The following is a 23,856-nucleotide window of genomic DNA, read 5'->3' on the forward strand; positions in this document are numbered from 1 at the left end:
CTAGAGAGGCTTCTTGTTTACTCAAAGTAGACTTTCTGCTTTCTGAATAGCTACACCCACTTGCTCACAATAAGGATCTTCCATCAGTTCCAGATGATCACACTTAATCTGAGAGACATGAACTTCACCCCGCAATATGTTACCCCAACCGCAATAAGGAAAAAACCAAGAAAGCTCGAAGTACTTGATATCTTTTTCTCCATAAATAATCTGTTCAGTACCTATGACCAAAAGAACTTTGCCACCATACTCTTTAGGTATATAGTCTAAGACAGCTTTTGAAAGGACGTTTCGTGCTTCTTGATCAAACTCAAATTTTCTATCATTAGGCTTATTGTCTAACTCATAATCATTAAAAGTACTCTTTGAGCGCTGAATTCTAGAGATGATATACTCCCACTTATCTCTGAGAGATAGTTTTGAGAGTTTAAACAGATGGAATCTTATGGTCCCTAAGTAGAAATTAATCTTATGGGCAAATCGATAAATTCTTGATACACCTATAGAGTCTGAGTCAATTAACGTTACTAGGTCTACTTTCTTACCAAGCTTTTGTAACCTTTGAGCCATTTCCAATGCTACTAAGCCGTTATAGCACCACCCTCCTAAGGAATAAGATTCACAAGATGACACGCTAAGTAGTTCATCCACTAATAAAGACGCAATTACTGAAATATAGTCATTATAGGAATTCATGGAATCTGAAAGGCTAGCCCCTGGCATGACATATAAAGGTCTCTTAAGATTTAGTTTTTTGCCAGTTCTACCTTCCCCAATCCATATAAATGGTTGAGAAGTGGTTTGCGTATCTGGCAAAATATTAATAATTAATCCACGCTTACCCAAGCGCAACCCAGCTTTACCTGCACTATGAGAAAGCAAAGCTCTATAGTCATCAATACTTAAACCTAGACAAAGATCCTGTTCATCGATTGTCTCAGATGGCTTGTCATCAATCAGTTCAGCAATTTCAGCTATGGAACTGATTTTAAACAAGGATGATAGAGGAATCTGGCAATTGAAAGCCTTCTCTATTTCTGACACTAGGCGTATAGACAATAGAGAATGCCCACCCAAATCAAAAAAGTTCTCATTAATACCAACTCGTTCTATTCCCAGTACGTCAGCCCAGATCTTAGCTAAGATTTCTTCCGTATAATTGCGAGGTGGAACAAAATCTTGATCTAATTGGATACTAGATATATCTGGAGCAGGTAAGCTTCGATAATCAATTTTGCCATTAGAAGTTATGGGAATTGCGTCCAAAAACACAAAAGCACTGGGTATCATGTAATTGGGTAAGCGCTCTTGCAAAAAAGTTTTGAAGTCTATAAATTGAGCTTGCTCTTGTTCTATGACAACATATGCTATAAGTTTTTTATCGCCAAGACTATCTTCTCTAGCTGTGACAACTGTTGCTTGGACTTTGGGATGTTGAGACAGAATAGATTCTATTTCCCCGATCTCGATACGGAACCCACGAATTTTAACTTGGCTATCAACACGTCCTAGAAATTCGATATTACCATCATGTTTGTATCGAGCAAAGTCGCCAGTTTTATAGATTCGTCCTGCACCAAATGGATTAGGAATAAATTTTTCTTCGGTTAACTCCTCTCGATTAAGATAACCTCTGGCTAAACCATCACCACCAATGCATATTTCCCCTGAAACACCAATTGGAACTGGCTGAAGATAACTATCAAGAAGATAGATTTGCGTATTCCCAATCGGTTTCCCGATGGGGATTGATTGAATAGAATTACCCAGTTGTCGAGGAATTTGATAACAACAAGCAAAAGTTGTGCTTTCCGTTGGTCCATATCCATTGATGATCTGCGTCGATGGTAAAGCTTTAATAGCTCTCTCAATATGATTAACTGAAAGGGCTTCACCACCTGTGAGTAAGTGGCAAACGCCTTCTAAAGCTCTAGGATCTGTATCAATAATTGAGTTGAAAAGAGCAGATGTTAGCCACATCGTAGTAATACTGTGTTTCTGAATCACTTCTCTCAAATCTTTAGCTGTAGGTACTCTCACTGGAGAAAGTACACACTGAGCGCCAAATAATAAAGCCCCCCAAATTTCTAAAGTGGAAGCATCAAAAGATATAGGAGCCATTTGGATGAACTTATTTTTGGCATTAAAGTTAATGTAATTCACCCCAAACAACAGTCTAGTTACGCCACGATGGGGAGTTACGACACCTTTTGGCTTACCTGTAGAACCTGACGTGTAATTTATATAGGCGATATTATCCGAATTAGCACTACATATGGGTGTTTCTTGAGATTCTTTACTAATTTTAGAGTAATCTTCATCGCCGCAAATAACTACTAGCTTCTTCGTAGGTAATTTCTCAACTAGTTGCTTTTGTGTTAATAGAACCTTAATCTGAGCATCCTCTAACATATATTCAATTCTTTCTTGAGGATAGCTAGGATCTAAAGGCACATATGCACCACCTGCCTTGAGAATGCCTAACAAATCCACTATCATTTCTAAAGATCTTTCTACACAAATACCAACTAGTACATCAGGTTTTACATCTAATTTCTGCAAGTAATGTGCAAGCTGATTAGCTCTATTATTCAGTTCTCGATAGGTAAGTTGCTGGTCTTGGAAGGAAATAGCGATCGCATCGGGGGTAAGTTCCACCTGTTTTTCAAATAATTGATGAATACATTTGTCTTGAGGATAATCTGTAAATGTATTATTCCATTCGATCAATAGCTTGTGTCGTTCTTTATCAGTTAGCATAGGCAACTGATCAATTGACTGGTTAGGATTGGAGACAATACCTTCCAATAGAATTTGGAAGTGTTCACGCATTCTCTCAATGGTGTCAGCCTCAAACAGATCGATGTTATAAGTCCATGATGCGACCAGTACATCACCTTTTTCCTCTACTGAAAGATCTAAATCAAATTTTGCCGTTGATGCGTCTATTCTGACAAACTCTGTCTCTAAGCCTAGTAGCTGCTCGGTTTGAGAAGGTGTGTTTTGGAGAACAAACATGACTTGAAATAGCGGGCTGTAGCTTAATGAACGTTCGGGATTGAGTTCTTCTACTAGTTTCTCAAATGGTAAGTCTTGGTGAGCATAGGCATCTAATGTAGTTGTACGTACTTTTGATAGCAGTTCTTTAAAGCTAGGATTCCCTGATAGGTCGTTTCGTAATACTAAAGTATTCACAAAAAAACCTATTAATTCTTCTATCTCAATTTGATTTCTTCCCGCGATCGCAGAGCCAACCACAATATCGTCTTGTCGGCTGTAGCGATGCATTAAGACTTGGAATGCCGCCAGCAAAGTCATGTACAATGTCACTCCTTCTTGACGACAAAGCTGGTTGATGGCTGCACTCAAGCTTGATAGTAGGATGTGAGTCTGCCTTGCGCCACGATAGGTCTGTAATGATGGTCGAGGGTGATCTGTGGGTAATTCTAGTAGTGGGTTTGCGTTTGCTAGTTGCTGCTTCCAATAATTCAGTTGTTTTGCTAGCACTTCACCTGATAGCCATTGTCTCTGCCAAACTGCATAGTCAGCATACTGAATCGGTAATGGTGATAAGGGATTTGGTTTACCTTCTAAGAATGCTAAGTATAGTTGAGTCAATTGTTCCCACATGATCGCCTTCGACCACCCGTCAGAGGCGATGTGGTGTTTGACTAGCAGCAAAATCTGTGCAGAAGAAGATAGCTGCAATAAACATCCCCTTAGCATTAGGTCAGATGCAAGATTAAATGGGTATTGGCTTTCTTGCTGTAGAACTTTTTGAATTTGAGCTTCCTGTTCTACTGACTCATATTGTTGTAGCTCAATAATTTTTAGATTTACTGGACGAGGTGCAGCGATAATTTGAATCGGGTTGCCATTCTCAGAAATTATATAGTTTGTGCGTAATATCTCATGATGGGAAACTATGCCATCAAGGGCTTGCTGGAGAACATCGACCTTAAGGTCTCCCTGAAAACGTATTGCTTCTGATAAGTTATAGAATGAGCTATTGGATTCTAGTTGGTCTAAGAACCATAATCTTTGCTGAGCAAAGGACAATGGCAATGGTTGAGTTCGTGAAGTAGGCTGTACAATCGCAGGAGTTACTTTTTCTGAGGCATTATTACTCTGCAATAGGGCAATAATTTCTGCTTTGCGTTCAGCTAATTCCGATCGCATCTGGGGTGTTAGTACATCTTTAGGGGCATTGCATCGGAGTTTGTCTCCATCTGTAGAGAGCTGAACACCTAAATGACGCAATTCCGATAAAAACTCTAAAGTGTTCACAGTTCAAATTCCTCCATCTCATCCATTTGATTTGTTGTAGAATCGGTATTAGTTTGTTGAACTTCGGTAAGCCAAAGCAATGTTTTGATACGATCGCCTAACTGAGCGATCGTTGGTTGTTCAAACAAAACCTTTAAAGGTATTTCAATCGAGAATACTTGGCGACACCTTGAAATCACTTGAATTGCCAACAGGGAATGCCCACCTAAGTCAAAGAAATTGTCATGAATACCAATTCGCTTTACACCTAGTACGTCAGCCCAGATATTAACCAAGCTTTCTTCCATCGCATTACTAGGTGCAACAAACTCAGTGTCTAATTGCAGACTAGATGGATCGGGTGCAGGCAAGCTTCGATAATCTATTTTGCCATTAGGAGTGATCGGCATTGATTCTAAGAAAACAAATGCACTCGGTATCATGTAATTGGGTAGATGCTCTTGCAGAAAATTCCTCAGATCAGTGACTTGAGGTTGCACTTGATCAGCAACAATATAGGCGACAAGTCTTTTGTTGCTGGGGCTATCTTCTCTGGCAGTGACAACCGTTGCTCGAATATTGGGGTGTTGAGACAGAACAGTTTCGATCTCTCCTAACTCGATACGGAAACCACGAATTTTGACTTGATTATCAATGCGCCCAAGATATTCAATATTGCCATCTGATAAATAACGCGCTAAATCACCAGTTTTATAAAGGCGGCTCCCTACTTCTATACTGAAGGCATTAGGAATAAATTGCTCATTTGTTAGTTCTGGACGGTTGAGGTAGCCTCTTGCCAAGCTGTCCCCACCTATATAGAGTTCTCCTGATACTCCGATGGGGACTGGTTGTAAATGTGTATCAAGAATATAGGTTTGTAGGTGAGCAAGGGGGCGACCAATTGGCACTTCACCATTGATGTCAATCGTATTTGGGACTCGATACAATGTGGCACTAACAGTTGTTTCCGTCGGTCCATAGGCATTAATTAGTTGCAAGCGATCGCTCTTTCCAGATTTGACAATGTATTTTTGCCAAGATCTGACTGGTTCAGGTAGCACTTTTTCACCACCAATTAGAACTAGTCTTAAAGATTCTGGTAAAGGCAGTTCGCTGACATTCAACTCGGCAACTAAATCATGCCAGTAAGCGGTGGGTAGATTAATTACAGTTAGCTGCAAATCATTGCAGGCTTGAAAAAATGTTCGTAAGTCAGATAGCATCTCATCGTTACGTAATACCAATGTTGCCCCTGTACATAGAGAGGGATATATTTCTTCAACTGCTACATCAAAATTGATCGAAGCAAACTGGAGCAAGCGATCATCTGAGGTAATTTGATATTCGGAAATAATCGTTTGCGTAAATCTTGTCAAAGCCTGATGACTAATCATTACACCCTTGGGCTTACCTGTGGAACCAGAAGTATAGATCACATAGGCTAGATTTTCTCCTGTATTAGTTCTGATGGGATTTTCTCGGCTGCACACAGCAATTTTTTCCCAGTCTGAATCAAGATAGACAACTTCAGCTTGATGAAAGGGTAATTGCGTTCGCCACTTGTTTTGAGTTAGTAGCACGGAGATATTCGCATCAGCAATCATGTAAGACAAGCGATCGCTGGGATAGGCAGGATCAAGGGGAATATAGGCGGCTCCAGCTTTAAGCACGCCTAGGATTGCCACAATCATGTCTAGGGAACGTTCTAGAGATATACCTACAAATTGATCGGCTGCTACACCGAGCGATCGCAAATAATGAGCTAACTGATTGGCTTTGCTATTTAGTTCTCGATAGGTAAGGCGTTGTGACTCAAACAATACTGCAACTGCTTCTGGTGTGCGTTCAGTCTGTTGCTCAAATAAATGTTGAACCCATTCTTGAGTATATTCTGTCGGATGATGATTCCATGATGATAGTAACTGTTCTTGCTCTGATTTTGTCAGCAAAGGTAACTGTGAAACTACCTGTTCAGGATTGGCAACTATCCCTTCTAGTAAAGTTTGGAAATTCCCAGCTATCCGCTCAATCGTAGAAGGTTTGAATAAATCTGTCTTGTAGTTCCATACAGCAATTAGTTCACTTGCACCTTCCTCTAAAACAGTTACATCCAAATCAAACTTTACAGTTTTGCTTTCTATCGGGAAGGAGCTTGCAGTTAAGGCAGCAAATTCCCTTTGCCATGTAGGAGATTTCTCAACCGAAAACATAACTTGAAATATAGGGTTATAGGCTAAAGATCGCTCTGGCTGAAGCTCTTCCACCAGTTTATCAAAGTGTAAATCTTGATAAGAATAAGCTTCTAGAGTTGTAGACCGTACTTTTGCCAACAATTGTCGAAAACTTGGATCACCAGATAGGTCAGTCCGTAATACTACAGTATTTACAAAAAAGCCTATTAGTCTTTCCACTTCAGCACGATTACGTCCAGCAATTGGCGAACCCACAAGAATATCTTCTTGCCCTGTATACCGATACAATAAAGTCTGGAATGCTGCCAGCAAAAGCATATACAAAGTCACACCTTCACGACGACAAAACTCTCTTAATGAGAAACTAAGCTTTTCGGGAAGTGGAACTGAGTGAATTTTGGCACGATAGCTTTGAACTACAGGACGCGAAAAATCTGTGGGTAATTCTAAAACTGGATTTACGTTTGCTAGCTGCTGTTTCCAATATTGAAGTTGTTGATCTAATACTTTTCCTGACAGCCATTCTCTCTGCCAAACCGTAAAATCAGCGTATTGAATAAGTAGTTCTGGCAAGGGATTGTCTTGACATGTAACGAAGGCTTGATATAGTTGAGTCAGTTCTTCCCAGAGAATTCCCATTGACCAAGCATCTGCGGCAATATGATGAATGACTAGCAACAGGATATGTTTTTGTGGCGCAAGTTGCAGCAAACAGCCCCTTAGCATTGTATCTAAAGCCAGATTGAAAGGTCGTTGGCTTTCTTGTTGTAATATTTTTTGAGCCTGAGTTTTCTGTTCTATTTCTGCATAGTTCTGCAAATCAATTATAGTTAATTCTATTGATTTGGGAGCATTGATGACTTGCACAGGGTTGCCATTTTCGGCAATATAACTAGTACGAATAATTTCATGGCGTATAGCGATCGCATCAAGAGCTTGCTGCAACACCTCTACTTGGAGTTCGCCGATTAACTGAAAAGCATCTTGGATGTTATACAAAGAGCTATTTGGCTCTAATTGATCCAAAATCCATAGGCGTTGCTGAGCAAAAGACAATTTTATATTAGTGGATTCATTTCTTGGAGTTATTGTCTGAGACGCTAATAAATCAGGATCTTGGAGCTTCAGTTCAGTGATGATTAGAGCGAGTTCAGCAATTGTCGAATTCGCAAATAGATGCCAGAAGGTAACTTCAACGGAGAAAACTTGACGACATCTTGAAATCAATTGGATCGCCAACAGAGAATGTCCGCCGAGATCAAAAAAGTTGTCATGAATGCTTACTTTGGGGAGCTGGAATAGTTTAGTCCAAATCGTGACTAAGATCTCTTCAGTAGCATTACGTGGCTCCACAAAATCATCATATGTGGATGCTGCTATCTGTTGTAGTGACGGTAAAGCAAGGCGATTGATTTTTCCGTTGGGTGTTATGGGCAATGATTCCAAAAATACAAAGAAAGATGGAACCATATAGGTAGGAAGCTTTTTAAGTAAATTTTGCCGAAGTTCGCGAATAGAAGGACGGCAACCATCTGCAAGAACGATATAGGCAATCAGTTGCTTTGCTCCTGTAGCATCGTCATCGACAATGATCGCAGAAGCTTTAACCATGCCAGAATCAAATAGAGCCATTTCAATTTCGCTAATCTCAATACGATAGCCTCGGATCTTTACCTGAAGGTCTTTTCTGCCCAAAGTCCACAAACAACCATTTGCATCAATGCGTCCTAAATCACCTGTAAAGTAAAAGCGATCGCCATTGCTATGGGTTACAAACTTTTCTCTTGTAAGTTCTTCCTTTTGCCAATAGCCTAAAGCAAGATACTGACTCTTAACAACAATTTCACCAACTTCACCCCTAGCGACTTCCATGCGATTTTCGTCCACGATTAGGACTTCTACATCATCTATAGGATAGCCCGCAGGTACAACACTGCTATCAAATTGGGTTTGCTTATCAGAAGAAAGACAGCAAATCGTTCCTGCCTCAGTAGAACCGATACCAGTGAAAAGAAGTGTATTAGCACTGCAATATTTTTGATACAGAATGAACTCTCGCCTTAACACCATTTCGCCCCCTAAAATCAATAGGCGAAGATGGGGAAACTGTTCTACTTCCGCCAAACAACTCACAAAACTCCGAAAAATTGTCGGAATCGTATGCATTATGGTAATTTCTTCACGCACAAGTAGCTTCTCTAACTCTTCTAAGCCATGCTTTTGGATATTGAGAGGATAAAGGGCTGCACCAGAAAGCAAAGCATTAAGAATTCCCCTAAGCGCTCCCATGACACTGCAAGAATACAACAAAGTCATTCGATCTGTTGGTGAAATCTGATAGGTATGAATCTGATTTCTGATGTTATGAAACAAGTTGTGTTGACTCTGAAATACGCCTTTTGGATTGCCCGTCGAGCCACTCGTATACAAAATGTAGGCAGGGGTCTCTGGGGGTATGTCGAGATCGAGGTTATCTCTAGAAGTATTTTGATCAATGTTGTCGATATTAAATACGTTTAACCTGCCTTGTGCAAGATCATTGGCTAAGCTCAGGTTTTGCGTGTTGGAGACAATCATTACCGCTTGGGAATCTTGGATAATATAGATTAATCGCGCCAGAGGGAAAGTTGGATCTAAAGGTACATAGGTTTTGCCTATTTTCAGCATGGCAAACATTCCTGCAATAAATGCTGCTCCTGTGTCTAAGAGTAGGGCAATTACTTCTGTAGCTTGTCCTTGCTGATGGAGAACTGCTCTTGCCAAAAGATTGGCATCTTTATTGAGGCGATCATAGGTAATTTGTTCTTGCTTGGTCTTGATTGCCAGATGATTGGGATACTTCTTAACTAGCTGTTGAAATCGACTAGGAATAGACTGCTCCAGAAAGTCGTTCTGGTCAGTTAAGGATGTTGCCGTTTCTTCGGTAGGTAAAGACATCAGGATTTCTCTGGGATGTTACTAGGTTGGAAATGTATAGCCCTAAAATTATGTCTGGAGCAATGTGTGAATACAATCCGTAGAAGAAGTATAATTGCTCTCCTTTCCTAGGGGGTACATTAATGAATGTAATTTCAATTTGGGCAATAGTGAGGAAACCAACAATACTTTAAACTTTACTCTAATCATTGCTAGTTACTGATTAACCTACGCGTCAGAAATCCATAAACCAACTAAAAGCAAGTAACTACTATAACTGTTTATTCTTAATAAACTGATAATTCTTAATTAAGTTAGAATCAATTTGTTAACATTAAAATACTTTACCAAAAATAGTGTCTATATTAAAGCTAGATATTATTTATAGTATCTATAGTTTTTTAGTAGTTTTTTAGTAATGGTTACTAGAAAGCAAAAGTTTATAAAAGTAGTGTAATTATATTCTAATTTTATAAGTTAAGGCAAGATATTAATTAAAAAATATTTAAGAACTCAATAAAAATTAATTTTAAGTTCGGTTAAACGAAATTAAAAAATGTTAGAAATCGCTTAGCAATCTCTAACATTTTTCGACATTTGTGTCATGCAAAGCAAGACACAAATGGTTATATAGCAATCCTAAATGGTTTGTGGAAGGACACCCCTTCGGGGTGTCCTTCCACAAACCCAAAAAATCCACAAATGATATAGGACTGCTATATGTTTTATTGCTATGGCAATGCAAGTTTTACTCAGATACTTGTGAATTAAAAACTCAATCTAAGGAGGATTTTAAAAGCGCAAAATAGCCTATCTATTTTGTAATTTAGAATAAAACTGTAAATCGTTTACAGGTGAGAAACTAGTCAAATGTGAGGTAGAAATCTAAAGATAAGATATTGTAATTCGTGCAATATCTTATCTATAAACAGCAGATGTATTTATTAACGAAATTCTTTAGAAGCAGTCCAAATAATCTGCCCAATCTTCTCAGCATTTTGCTTCATACCTACATCAGCATGGGCGCAGTCAAGCTTATGTAATTCAACTTTTCCTGCTATTAATTTCTCCCACCCATAATAAGGGAATAGCCACGATAGATCCGTCCAAAGCACATCTTTTGTCCCTGATTTTAGTCCAGTCTTTGTAGGTGCAGTTAGCACAACTCTTCCCGAGTAGCCTTTAGAAGTATGATTTCTGGATACTTGAGCAATAGACTCCCATGCTTGAGGTAATATGCGATCATACTCATTTAAAGGTCTCTTGGGTTTAGGAAGAGATTGCGTAGTCAAAGATTGACTTAACTCTCGCTCACTCTCAGGCTTACTGATCTCTTCCTTAGCATTGAATGAAAACAGTTTCTCAATAATATATTTACCTTTGTCAGCCAGTGATAGTGGTAGCAATTGCATGAAATGGAATTTAAGTATACTAAGTTTGAGATCGAGTTGACGTAATTTATAGTAGGTTTTAGATGGTCCTGGCTTGTCGATTATCGCTAGGAAAGAAACTTTTTTACCCTTATTTTGTAATTGGTGAGCTACTTCCATTGCAACGATGCCTTCATAGCAGTTCCCTCCAATCAGGTAGGATCCATCTTGAGGAACTGAAAGGAGTTCATCAACTATTACTGAAGCGATCGCTTCAATATAGTTTTCTGTGGAATGTAGCGGTGTCCAACTACCGCCAGGTATCGTATACACAGGCTGATGCAATCCCAAATTCTTACTAAAATCAGTGTAACCAATCCAAACAAACGGCTTCGATGATTGCATCTCAGTTGGAGGAACTTCTATGATTAAGCCTCGCTTGCCGATATGCTTACCAATCCGACCACCACATAGAGATAGAAAAGCTCGATAGTCTTCAATACTAAGTCCCGTAGGAACATCTTCAGTTAATATTGTTTCCGAAGGTTTTTCGCGCATCCACTTCGCAATTTCGGCGATCGTTCCCATCTCAAAGAATGAGGAAAGTGGGAAATGGTAATTAAAGACTCTTTCTATTTCCGTAACTAAACGGACTGATAGAAGTGAGTTACCTCCTAGCTCAAAGAAGTTGGCATTCACACTTATTTCGTTCACACCTAAAAGCTTTTGCCATATGGTTGCTAGTTGTTGCTCTAGCTCATCACGAGGCGAAATCACTTCGATATCCCCTAGCTTATCTACATCCAAATTGAGTAAGGCTCGACGATCCACCTTGCCATTTGCTGTTAGAGGTAAGGCATCTAAAACAACAAAGCTAGAAGGCACCATATAGGATGGTAGCTTGCGTTGAAGAAATCTCCTTAAATCTTCAACATCAATCACCTGATCAGGTTTAGAACTGAGATAGGCAACTAAAATCTTGAAGCCATTCGGTGCATCTTGACATAACACAATAGAATTATTAACAGCAGGATACTGTTCTAATTGTGTCTCAACTTCGAGAGGTTCAACCCGAAAGCCGCGAATTTTAATTTGAAAATCAGATCGACCAATAAACCCGATATTGCCATCGGGTAAATAATAAGCAGTATCTCCTGTTTTATAGAGACGATCTTGGGGATTCTTAGAGAACGGATTACGAATAAATCGCTCAGCGGTAATATCTGGACGATTTAAGTAACCACGACTCAGACCAACTCCGCCAATGTACAGTTCACCATTCACTCCAATAGGGCAGGGTTGTAAATTAAGATCTAAAACGTAGGTCTGAAGATTAGCGATCGCTCGACCGATAGGAATTTCAGAGTCAGCAGGAAGATCATTCTCGGAGCTACAGGGATCGTAGATTGTGGCTGTAACAGTTGCTTCAGTGGGACCATAAGCATTGAGCCATCTAGGATAATCCCCGACCAGCGATCGCCATTTTTGGTAGGTAGCTTTAGAAACTTTCTCTCCTCCCACAATTACGAGACGGAGCTTTTCGGAAAGCGCATGATTTAAAATCGACATACCACTAACCATTTCATTCCAAAAAGCTGTTGGTAGGTTAATTACTGTAATTGCCTGTTGGTTAAGGCTATCAATGAACTTAGTAATAGAGTTATAAACCTCAGACTGAGCTAAAACGACAGTTGCCCCATTCAGCAAGGTAGGGAAAATTTCTTCAATAGCAACATCAAAACTAATATTGGAAAACTGTAAAACTCGGTCTTGAGCATTTAACTCATATACTTTGCCAACTGCTAGACAGTGGTTAACCATACTACGATGAGAGATAGTAACGCCCTTGGGTTCTCCTGTTGAGCCAGATGTGTAAATGACATATGCCAAGTTATCTGGGGTCATCGCAATCAAGGGATTATCGTTACTATGCTGAGCAATCGCTTCCCATTCGGTATCTAGAGGAACTATTCTAAAATCATAATCTGAGAAAGAACCAAGCAGATTAGACTGAGTTAAAATCAAAGAAACCTGAGCATTACGTAATTTAGATGCTCGGCGCTCATGGGGATATTCTGGACTGAGGGGAATATAGGCTCCACCAGCCTTAAGTGTACCAAGCATGGCAATCAGCATATCTATTGATCGCTCTACACAGATGGCAACCAAGGTCTCTATACCAATGCCCTGAGATTGTAAATATTGAGCCAGTTGATTGGCGCGGCTATTAAGTTCGCGATAGGTTAGTTTATCATCTTTATCAATAACAGCGATCGCCTCAGGAGATTTCTCTACTTGAGTTTCAAATAATTGATGAATGCAAAATTCTGGAATTGGGGTTTGGGTTTTATTCCACTCATACAAGATCTTTTCTAGTTCTAGATTTGTTAAAAGTGGTAGCTCAGAAATTTTCTGATCAGGATTAGCGACAATTCCTTCTAAAAGATTCTCAAGATGGACGAGCATTCGAGAAATTGTACTGGATTCAAATAGGTCTGCATTATAATCAAATACCATCCCTAGCCCTTCATCTTGCTCCCGCATGACTAAAATCAAGTCGTACTTGGTTTTGCCATGATAAATATAACCAAATAGGGAAGTGATCGTCAGGTCAGGAAGCTTTACAGAAGCCATACCACGACCATTTGACCAAGGGGGATTGAGCGCAAATTTAACCTGAAACAAAGGCGATCGACTATGGCTTAGCCCTGGAGGTAGTTCTTCTACGAGTTTCTCAAAGGGTAGATCCTGATGTGCATTTGCTTCCAGTGATGCTTCACGGACTCGTTTAAAAAGTTCTCTAAAAGTCGGATTGCCATCAAAATTAATGCGTTGAATTAAGGTATTAGAGAAAAACCCAACTACGCCTTCAGTTTCAACTTCACCTCGACCTGCACTAGCAAAACTAATCAGAATATCATTTTGTTGTGAATACCGATGTAGCAATGTCTCAAAGGCAGCGATCAGAGTCATGAACAGCGTCCCTCCCAACTTTTGACTTAAGTTGTTGAGGCTTTCATTGAGAGACTTAGGCAACATGCGCGCACGGCGATCGCCTCGATAAGTTTGCACTATCGGTGGACGAGGATGATCGGTAGGTAACTTAACTGTAGATAGAGAACCTTCTAGTTTTTGCTTCCAGTAGTTAATCTGGGATTCGAGAACCTCTCCTTGCAGCCATTGACGTTGCCAATGGGCAAAATCAACGTATTGAATTGCTAATTCCTTCAAAGGGGAAGGCTTGCCTTCAATAAAAGCAGCATAGATTGCAGTGAGATCTTGATAAAAAACATCGGAGGAAGCACCATCACAAATAATACAGTGCATATTCCAAACTAGCAGATATTCATCATCACTCAACTGTAGGAGCAGAACCCGCAATATAGGTCCCTGTGCTAGATTGAAGGGACGACGAGCTTCTTCAGTAGCTAGTCGTAGTGCCTCTGCGTCACGCTCTTCCAGTGGGAGATGTCGCAGATCAACTACAGGCAGAGTAAGATTGACATCAGGTTCAATCACCTGTGTTGGTTGATCACCTACTGGCGGAAAGCGCGTTCTCAATACTTCATGGCGAAGAGCTACAGCTTGCAGACTTTTCTCTAACAGTGGAACATTGAGAGCTCCATTAAATCTAACCACGACAGGAACGTTGTTAGAAGAGCTATCAGGTTCAAATTGGTGTAAATACCAAAGGCGCTGCTGACCAAAGGACAAGGGCAAAGTGCCATTGCGATCAATCTTGACAATAGGAGGAAGCTGAGAACAGTTGGTTCCCGTGGCTTGACGTAGGAACTGAACAATTTCTGCCTTACGATTTTTGATCTCAGCTAAAAGTTCAGGTGTGACTGCATCTTTAGCAGCTCGATAGCGTAAGCGATCGCCTTCCAGCCAAAGGTGAACATCTTTCTGGATTAAATCAAACAATAAAGCATCAAGTGTTTTCATAGCTCGCCCTCTTCATAAAGCTCCTACAGACTGCTTTGGTCTGCTTCCGCACTTTGTCTCGCCCGAGTTAATTACTGATGTTACGTGGAAGTTTCTAAGACTCTCACCGATGGCAGCCCCTCACCCTTTGGGCGAGGGGAACAAGAATTTTTTGTGTTTTGCTCCCCCTCTCCTCTCTAAGAGAGGAGGCTGGGGGGGTGAGGGCAATCTTTGTTCTACGTAACATCAGTTAATTATGTAAAAAATATAACTGATGTATATAGATGAATCGCAAAATTCCAGAATATATCAAGATCTATGTCAGTCTAATTTGATACATCCTTTCTAGCCTTTACAATTTGATACATCCTTTCTAGCCTTTACAATTTGATACAGCCTTTCTAGCCTTTACAATAAATGCCATATATGGCCATTTAAATCGTCCTCTGATGATATTGTCTAAAGTTTTACTTAGTTTTATTTTTAGCTGATGCGGAATTCTCCATTCTAAAAAGTAGGGATAGATATTTAGCCCAAAACGAGATGTGCCAATATTTTGTAACTGCTTTGAGTTCAATAAAGCCACAATAGATTTTTCATCAAATGGTCTACTCAAATCATCATAGCTTTCTGCTTGAATGTCGCGACCCTTAATTTTTTTGACAAGCTTTGCCCTTAGTCTTCTATGCCAAGCAAAAAAGCTGTTTTTGTTCATTAATGACATGATAATTTGTCCATTCGGTTTTAAAACTCTAATCATCTCTGCAAGAGATTCATCGATTTCGTCTCGAGGAACATACTCTAAAGCTCCCATACAAAGCACTACATCAAAGAAAGCATCAGGGAATTCCAGCTTTTGAAGCTTGCCAACAGAAAAGTGTGTAGAACTTAGATGACCAAAATTATTGATACATTCTTCGATCATCTTTTCGGAAATATCAATTCCAAAAAATTCAAATCCTTTCTCTATGGAATATTTAGCCATCATTCCAGGACCACAACCAACATCTAAGATTGTTGCTTGATCGTATTTATTTAATGATTCAAGAACTATTTCTAAGCGTCGATTAAAAAAATAGGAAAAGAAAGATCCATCATTATAAGCATTAGCATATCCCTCAGCAACTGAATCAAAGTGAGTAGAGACTTTCTGATCTAGATCTGGATTATTTAAGTTGTTCATCAAATTTATGATTAATTTCTATCTATATATAGGACAAAAAATTGAACTCTAACGAAACTCTTCAGTAGCTTCCCAGATGATCTGACCAATCTGCTCAGCATTTTTCCTCGCACCTACATCGGCATGAGCGCAGTTAAGTTTATGTAATGAAACTTTTCCTGTTAATAGCTTCCCCCACCCACAATAGGGAAATAGCCACGATAGATCAGTCCAAAGCACATCTTTTTTTCCTGATTTTAGTCCAGTCATTTTAGGTGCAGTTAGCACAACTCTTCCCGAATAGCCTTTAGGAGTATGGTTTATTGATACTTGATCAATCGACTTCCATGCTTGAGGTAATATGCGGTCATATTCATTCGACGGTCTTTGGGGCTTAGCAAAAGACTGCTTGGTCAGAGATTGGCTTAACTCTCGCTCACTCTCAGGTTTATTTAACTCTTCTGTCACATTAAAGAAAAACAACCTTTCGGAGATATACTTACCTTTTTCAGCCAAAGACAGTGGCAAGAATTGCATGAGATGAAATTTAAGTATGCAAAGTTTGAGATCGAGTTTGCACAACCAGTCATGTATTTTAGATGGACCCTCTCTATCAATTATTGCAAGGAAATCAACCTTTTTACCCCTATTCTGTAATTGGTTCGCTACTTCCATCGCCACAAGCCCTTCATAGCAGTTCCCTCCTATCAAGTAAGGTTCATCTTGCGGAATTGAGAGTAGCTCATCAACTATTACTGAGGCGATCGCTTCAATATAGTTTTCTGTGGAATGTAATGGAGTCCAACTACTACCAGGTATGGTATACACAGGTTGGGGCAACCCTAAATTCTTGCCAAAATCAATGTAACCAATCCAAACAAAAGGACGAGATGATTTCAGTTCGGTTGGAAGAATTTTTACAATTAAGCCTCGCTTGCCAATATGTTTGCCAACTCGACCACCACATAGGGATAGAAAAGCCCGATAGTCTTCTAAATTAAGCCCTATGGGAACGTCTTCAGGTGATATTATTTCAGAAGGTTTTTCACGCATCCACTTTGCTATTTTGGCGATTGTTCCCATTTCAAAGAAGGAGGATAATGGGAAATTATAGTTAAAGACTCTTTCTATTTCCGTAACTAAACGGACTGACAGAAGTGAATTACCTCCTAGCTCGAAGAAATTGGCATTCACACTTATTTCATTCATACCTAAAAGCTTTTGCCATATAGATGCTAGTCGTTGCTCTAGTTCATCACGAGGTGAAACTACTTCTGCTTCTTCTAGTCTATCTGTACCTAAATTAGGTAAAGCTTGACGATCCACATTGCCATTTGCGGTCAGAGGTAAGGTATCTAAAATGACAAAACTAGTAGGTATCATATAGGATGGTAGGCTAGTTTGGAGAATGCCCTTTAGCTCTTCAACATCAATCACTTGGTCAGGTTTAGAACTGAGATAGGCAACTAAAATCTTGTAGCCATTCGGTGATTCCTGACATACCACAACTGATTTACTGACGGCAGGGTACTTTTCCAATTGAGTCTCAATCTCGAGGGGTTCAACCCGAAAGCCGCGAATTTTAATTTGAAAATCAGATCGACCAATAAACCCGATATTGCCATCGGGTAAATAATAAGCAGTATCTCCTGTTTTATAGAGACGATCTTGGGGATTCTTAGAGAACGGATTACGAATAAATCGCTCAGCGGTAATATCTGGACGATTTAAGTAACCACGACTCAGACCAACTCCGCCAATGTACAGTTCACCATTCACTCCAATAGGGCAGGGTTGTAAATTAAGATCTAAAACGTAGGTCTGAAGATTAGCGATCGCTCGACCGATAGGAATTTCAGAGTCAGCAGGAAGATCATTCTCGGAGCTACAGGGATCGTAGATTGTGGCTGTAACAGTTGCTTCAGTGGGACCATAAGCATTGAGCCATCTAGGATAATCCCCGACCAGCGATCGCCATTTTTGGTAGGTAGCTTTAGAAACTTTCTCTCCTCCCACAATTACTAGGCGGAGGCTTGCTGGAAGTGAATAATCTAAAATTGACATACCACTAACCATTTCATTCCAAAAAGCTGTGGGTATATTAATGACTGTAATTGCTTGTTGAGCAAGACTATCAATGAACTTAGTAATAGAGTTGTAAACCTCAGGCTGAGCTAAAATCAAAGTGCCGCCCTTTAGCCAAGTTGGGAAAGTTTCTTCTATCGCGGCATCGAAACTAATATTTGAAAATTGCCAAACTCGGTCTTGAGTATTTAACTCATATACTTTGCCAACTGCTAGACAATGGTTGACCATACTGCGGTGAGAAATGGTAACACCCGTAGGTTCGCCTGTGGGACTTGATATGTAAGTGACGTATGCCAAGTTATCAGGCTCTATTGAAGTTAGGAGGTTATCACTACTACACTTGGCAAGCACTTCCAAGTTAATATCTAGGCAAAACACTCTAAAACCGTAATCTGATAGAGAATCCAGCAGATTAGCCTGCGTTATAATAAAAGAAACTTGAGCATTACGTAATTTAGATAGTCGCCGACCATGGGGATAATCGGGATTTAAAGGTATATAGGTTCCACCAGCTTTGAGTACACCAAGCATTGCAATTAGCATATTTGCTGATCGCTCTATACAGATGGCAACCATAGTCTCTGTGCCAACGCCCTGAGATTGCAGATAGTGAGCTAGTTGATTGGCACGGCTGTTCAATTCACGATAAGTTAGTTTCTCATCCATAGCAATAAATGCGATCGCATCTGGATTCTGAACAACTTGGGATTCAAATAACTGATGAATGCAAAGTTCTGGAATTGGGACGTTGTTATTATTCCATTCAGATAAAATCTGCTGCTTTTCTGGAGTTGTCAGCATTGGTAGAACAGCTATCTTCTGCTCAGGATTAGCGACAATACCTTCTAGTAGAGTTTGAAAATGCCCCATCATTCTGGCAATTGTACTGGACTCAAACAATTCGGCATTATAACCAATAACCATTTCCAGACCATCGTCTTGCTCTCTCATGGCTAGAGCTAGGTCATATTTAGTCTCGCCATTATCGATGTAATTTATCAATGGTGTGATTGTCAAGTCAGGAAGTTGCACAGGAGCCATACCACGTCCATTAGACCAAGGTGGGTTAAGTGCAAATTTTATTTGAAATAGAGGAGATCTACTACGGGTAAGCTCTGGAGGCAATTCTTCAATTAATTTTTCAAAGGGCAGGTCTTGATGCATATTGGCTTCGAGAGAAGCCTCACGCACGCGCTCAAAAAGTTCTCGGAAAGTCAGATCCCCCTCAAAGTTAATGCGTTGAACTAGGGTGTTGGAGAAGAACCCCACTACTCTCTCAGTTTCTATATGACTTCGACTAGCACTAGCAAATGTAATCAGAATATCTTTCTGCTGAGAGTACCGATGCAATAAAATCTCAAATGTAGCAATCAGAACCATAAATAATGTTCCTCCTAGCTTCTGACTCAAGCTAGTGAGATCGGCATTTAATGATTTTGACAATACTCGCGCACTGATTTCACTACGATAGGTCTGAACTAAGTGAGGACGAGGATGATCGGTTGGTAACTGAATAGCTGAAAGAGGTCCTTGTAATTTCTGCTTCCAATAATTAAGTTGGGATTCTAAAACTTCACCTTGAAGCCAATTACGTTGCCAATTTGCAAAATCAACATATTGAATTGAGAGTTCTGGTAAAGGTGAGTCTTGATTATTCGCATAAGCAGTATAAAGAGTGTTGAAATCTTGATAGAAAACATCAGATGATGCTGCATCACAAACTATATTGTGTATATTAAAGACAAGCAGATGTTCAACATCAGTCAATTGTAAGAGCAACACTCGGATCATTGGGCCAGTTTCCAAATTGAAGGGGCATTGCGCCAATGATGTAGCTCTTTTTCGAGCCTCTGCATCACGATATTCGGTAGGAACTAGCCTGAGATCCTCCACTGACATGGCAATATCTACTTCAGGTAAAATTACTTGAGTAGGTTGTCCATTTAGAGATGGAAATATAGTTCGCAGCACTTCATGGCGAGCAATCACCGAATGTAAACTTTTTTCAAGTGCTGAGACGTTTAGTATACCTCTAAAACTAAACACAACAGACATATTATTGGAAGTGCTATCAGGTTCAAATTGATAAAGATACCAAAGGCGCTGTTGTGCAAAAGACAGAGGTAATGAGGTATTGCGATCAATCTTTTCAATTGGAGGCAACTGTGAGCTACTGGTTTGCGTAGCTTGACGCAGGAACTGGACAATTTCAGCTTTGTGACTTTTAATCTCAGCTAAAAGTTCAGGTGTGACAGCATCTTTGGCAGCTCGATAGCGTAAGCGATCTCCTTCTAGCCAAAGATGAACATCTTTCTGGCTTAAATCAAACAACAAAGCATCAAGTGTCTTCATAGCTCGCCCTCTTCATAAAGATCCGAAAGACTGGTTTGGGCTGCTTCCACACTTTGTTTTGCCCAAATTAATGTTGTAACTCGCTCTCCCAAATCACCTATAGTAGGAACTTCAAAGAAAGTACGCAAAGACAGTTCAACGGCAAAGCTCTTCCGCAACCTTGCAATGATTTGAGTTGCTAATAGAGAATGTCCACCTAGCTCAAAGAAATTGTCATGGATACCAACTTTCTCTAGGTTCAGTACTTGTGCCCAGACATCAGCAATCTGTTGTTCTATTGGGTTTCGAGGTGGAACATAATTTTGCTGATTAAGGTTTGTACCGTCAGGTGCTGGCAGTTCTTTACGAGCAATCTTACCATTGGGGGACAATGGCAAAGATTCCATAGAGACAAAAGCATTAGGAACCATATAGTCAGGTAGCTTTTGTTTAAAAAAGTTACGCAACTCAGTTACAGAAACTTCTTGTCCTGGGATTGGCACAAAATAAGCTACTATCCGCTTATCAGCAGGTTTATCTTCTCGCAGAATGACAACTGACTTTTGGATAGTTGGATATTGACTGAGAACTGCTTCCACCTCACCAAGTTCAATCCGAAATCCGCGAATTTTCACTTGATTATCAATTCGACCCAGAAACTCGATATTACCATCGGCAAAATAGCGAGCTAGGTCACCAGTTTTATAGAGTTTTGCCCCTGATTGACTGCTAAATGGATTGGGAACAAACCTCTCATTTGTTAACTCAGGACGATTAAAGTAACCCGATGCTATACCATCTCCACCAATGTATATTTCGCCGATCGCCCCAATGGGCATAGGTTGCAATTGGGGGTTCAATATATAAACCTGTGTGTTGTTAATGGGACGACCAATTGGCACAGAGTTACCTATAGTTTTTGCATCTTCAATGGGATAACAACAGGTAAACGTGGTGCTTTCGGTGGGACCATAACCGTTAATCAACTCACAGTTGGGCAAAGCTTCTCGAAAACGCTGGACATGATTTACGGAAAGCACATCTCCGCCAGCTAATAACTGTTTTAACGGACGTAGCGATTCAAGTTGTTCATCCACCATCAGATGGAATAAGCCAGCAGTAAGCCAGATAATCGTGACTTGATAGCGTTCGATCACCTGACCTAATTCGGCAAGTGAGGGTTTGTCCGATGGGAATAAAACTAACCGCGCACCATTTAGTAATGCCCCCCAAACTTCAAAGGTGGAGGCATCAAAAGCAAGAGGAGCTAATTGGAGAAAGATTTGCTCAGGGCTAAAATCAGCATAATTAGCACTCTTTACCAGTCTTACTACTCCTCGATGAACAACACTTACACCCTTCGGAACACCAGTTGATCCAGAAGTGTAGATCACATAGGCAAGATTGTCTGGAGTGACATTGCAAGTGGGATTTTCTTGGCTTTGTAAAGCGATCGCTTGCCAATCCGTATCTAAGCAAACAACTTGGGCATTACTAGGCGGAAGCTGCTCCACCAATTTTTGCTGTGTAAGTAGAACAGACACCTGAGTATCTGCCACCATAAATGCTAATCGTTCTGGAGGATAGGAAGGATCGAGTGGGACATATGCACCGCCAGCCTTCAAAATACCGAGAATGCCAATGATTGTTTCTAGTGATCGCTCAATGTAAATGCCGACTAAACTATCAGCGCCAATACCCAAGCCTCTTAAGTAGTGCGCCAGTTGGTTTGCCCGACAGTTTAGCTCTTGATAGCTAAGCTGTTCGTTCTCAAAAATCACAACGATCGCGTCTGGAGTAGCAAGTACTTGTGCTTCAAATACCTCTTGAATTGAAGAATTACGAGGATAATCTACTGGAGCTTGATTCCATGATGTTAGTTGCTGTAGCTCAGTTTCTGGTAAGAGCGGTAAACGGTCAATAGTGGTATCAGGAGCAGCCACAATCCCAATCAATAGGGTCTCAAACTCCGCCAAGCGACGACGAATCGTTGCGGCATCAAACAAGTTGGTGTTGTATTGGCACTCTAAAGTAACCTTGCCGCGCAACTCTGTGGCATTAATAAATATTTCAAAGTTCTCATAACTACGAGGATTAGTAGAGAACTCTACTTTGAGATCTTCAAACAATAGGCGATCGTTATCTAACCCTTGATCAAGGTTAAATGTAATCGGTACAAGTGGAATGCGGCTGGTATCGCGAGGGATTGCCAATTTTTCTACTAAACTACCAAAGGTAAATAATTGGTGATCGTAGGCATCCAAAATGACTGGTCGGCGTATCTGTAAGTAGTCACTGAATGCTTGTGTTCCATCCACCCAACTCTTTAAAGGGAGCAAATTGACACAGTGACTTACTAGCTGATAGTTTCCTGTTGCAGCCTGTCCAGCCGCAGGAATTCCCACCATAATTTCATTGCTTCCAGTTAACCGATGCAGAAACACCTCAAAGCTGGTCAACAAAGTAGTTGTAAAACTACATCCTAGCTTGTTTCCCAATTGCTTTAAATTGCTAACTAGAGCAGGATCTAAGTCCCAATCTTCACGAGCAGCATTGAAAGTGCGAACTGGTGGACGAGGGCGATCGGTGGGAAAGTCTAAAACAGGAATAGAATCAGAAAACTGGTTTAGCCAATATGCTTCGGTCTCGATTTCTTCTTCACTACCCTTAGCTTCTTGTTGGGCGATCGCATATTCACTAAAGTTTTCTGGTTCTTCTAATTCAGGCGTTTCTCCATTTTTTAGAGCCGTATACAATTTACCAAGATCGGTCATCAACACAGCCCAAGACCAGCCATCACAGATAATGTGATGTGCTGTCAGTAATAGAAGATTTTCCTGATCTTGAGTCTTAATTAGCTGTACCCGAATCAATGGACCATGCTCAAGGTCAAATGGAGTCTCTACAGCTTGCTTTAGCAAATCCGCTAACTTAGTATCTCGTTCTCCCGAATCCAATCCAGAAAGATCGACTTCTGGAATTTCAAGATTGAGTGAAGCTACAATACAAAGATTAATTCCATCTGGGCTAAATGTTGTTCTCAAAGCTTCATGGCGAAGGACTAGCTCTTGCAAAGCTAACCGTAAAGCATCAGTATTAAGTATTCCTCTTAACCACAACTTCTGTGATTCATTGTAGGCACAGTTAGCATCACTACCCATTTGCACTGAAGCCCAAATTTCTTTTTGAGATTCGGTCGCTGGTGCTGTTAAAAGTAATTCTCCATCTGCGAAAGGATTAAAGTCAACAGTAGTAAATTTGGGTTGAGTACCTGATGGAGAATTCATAATTTATACTTCCTATTAATGATTTACGATGACAATAATTGAGAATCTTATGTATTTTTCTTACTTTAATTTTTTTGATACAAAGATAATCTACTTTTACAATACAGCAGTAATCATGAGTAAATATACTATCTATATTTTCTCATGATTACTGCTGTATTGTAAAGCTTGAAGAGAAAATCATACATTTAGCGCCAATTCACAAACGTATTATTACACTTTCACAAATTATAAATAAGTTAAACTAATGGTTTTACAACCAAGAAATGGCTATGCAATTTCTTGGTTGTATATAAGTAGCAAGTTCTTAAATAATG

The 23,856-nt window shown here is 40.1% G+C and carries 6 protein-coding genes; all 6 read right to left on the reverse strand.

The window, feature by feature from the left end:
* Positions 1-21: 21 nt before the first annotated feature.
* The 6 genes from ABM313_RS03695 to ABM313_RS03720 all read right to left on the reverse strand — a co-directional run bounded on the left by ABM313_RS03695 (position 22) and on the right by ABM313_RS03720 (position 23,539).
* Positions 22-4,287, reverse strand: a complete 4,266-nt coding sequence (locus ABM313_RS03695; protein ID WP_434686352.1) for an amino acid adenylation domain-containing protein — start codon at positions 4,285-4,287, stop codon at positions 22-24.
* Positions 4,284-9,398, reverse strand: coding sequence for an amino acid adenylation domain-containing protein (locus ABM313_RS03700; RefSeq protein ID WP_434686353.1), 5,115 nt, complete (start codon positions 9,396-9,398; stop codon positions 4,284-4,286). Before ABM313_RS03700 ends, ABM313_RS03695 begins: the two co-directional genes overlap by 4 nt.
* Before the next feature lie 923 nt (positions 9,399-10,321).
* On the reverse strand, positions 10,322-14,692 hold the full coding sequence (locus ABM313_RS03705) for an amino acid adenylation domain-containing protein (protein ID WP_434686354.1): 4,371 nt from the start codon (positions 14,690-14,692) through the stop codon (positions 10,322-10,324).
* 352 nt (positions 14,693-15,044) lie between these two features.
* The gene (locus ABM313_RS03710; protein ID WP_434686355.1) at positions 15,045-15,854 is read right to left on the reverse strand and encodes a class I SAM-dependent methyltransferase; all 810 of its coding nucleotides are present in this window, start codon (positions 15,852-15,854) and stop codon (positions 15,045-15,047) included.
* 48 nt (positions 15,855-15,902) lie between these two features.
* A complete protein-coding gene (locus tag ABM313_RS03715) occupies positions 15,903-20,273 on the reverse strand; it encodes an amino acid adenylation domain-containing protein (RefSeq protein WP_434686356.1) in 4,371 nt (1,456 codons plus the stop codon).
* On the reverse strand, positions 20,270-23,539 hold the full coding sequence (locus tag ABM313_RS03720) for a non-ribosomal peptide synthetase (protein WP_434686357.1): 3,270 nt from the start codon (positions 23,537-23,539) through the stop codon (positions 20,270-20,272). Before ABM313_RS03720 ends, ABM313_RS03715 begins: the two co-directional genes overlap by 4 nt.
* Positions 23,540-23,856 lie beyond the last annotated feature (317 nt).

Origin of the sequence: Pseudanabaena minima str. Chao 2107 (assembly GCF_051131155.1) — a bacterium.
Taxonomy (GTDB): domain Bacteria; phylum Cyanobacteriota; class Cyanobacteriia; order Pseudanabaenales; family Pseudanabaenaceae; genus Pseudanabaena; species Pseudanabaena minima.

Coding starts and splice junctions, on each gene's coding strand:
- ABM313_RS03700 (WP_434686353.1), bottom strand. CDS start 9,398: ATGTCTTTACCTACCGAAGAAACGGCAACATCCTTAACTGACCAGAAC.
- ABM313_RS03705 (WP_434686354.1), bottom strand. CDS start 14,692: ATGAAAACACTTGATGCTTTATTGTTTGATTTAATCCAGAAAGATGTT.
- ABM313_RS03710 (WP_434686355.1), bottom strand. CDS start 15,854: ATGAACAACTTAAATAATCCAGATCTAGATCAGAAAGTCTCTACTCAC.
- ABM313_RS03715 (WP_434686356.1), bottom strand. CDS start 20,273: ATGAAGACACTTGATGCTTTGTTGTTTGATTTAAGCCAGAAAGATGTT.
- ABM313_RS03720 (WP_434686357.1), bottom strand. CDS start 23,539: ATGAATTCTCCATCAGGTACTCAACCCAAATTTACTACTGTTGACTTT.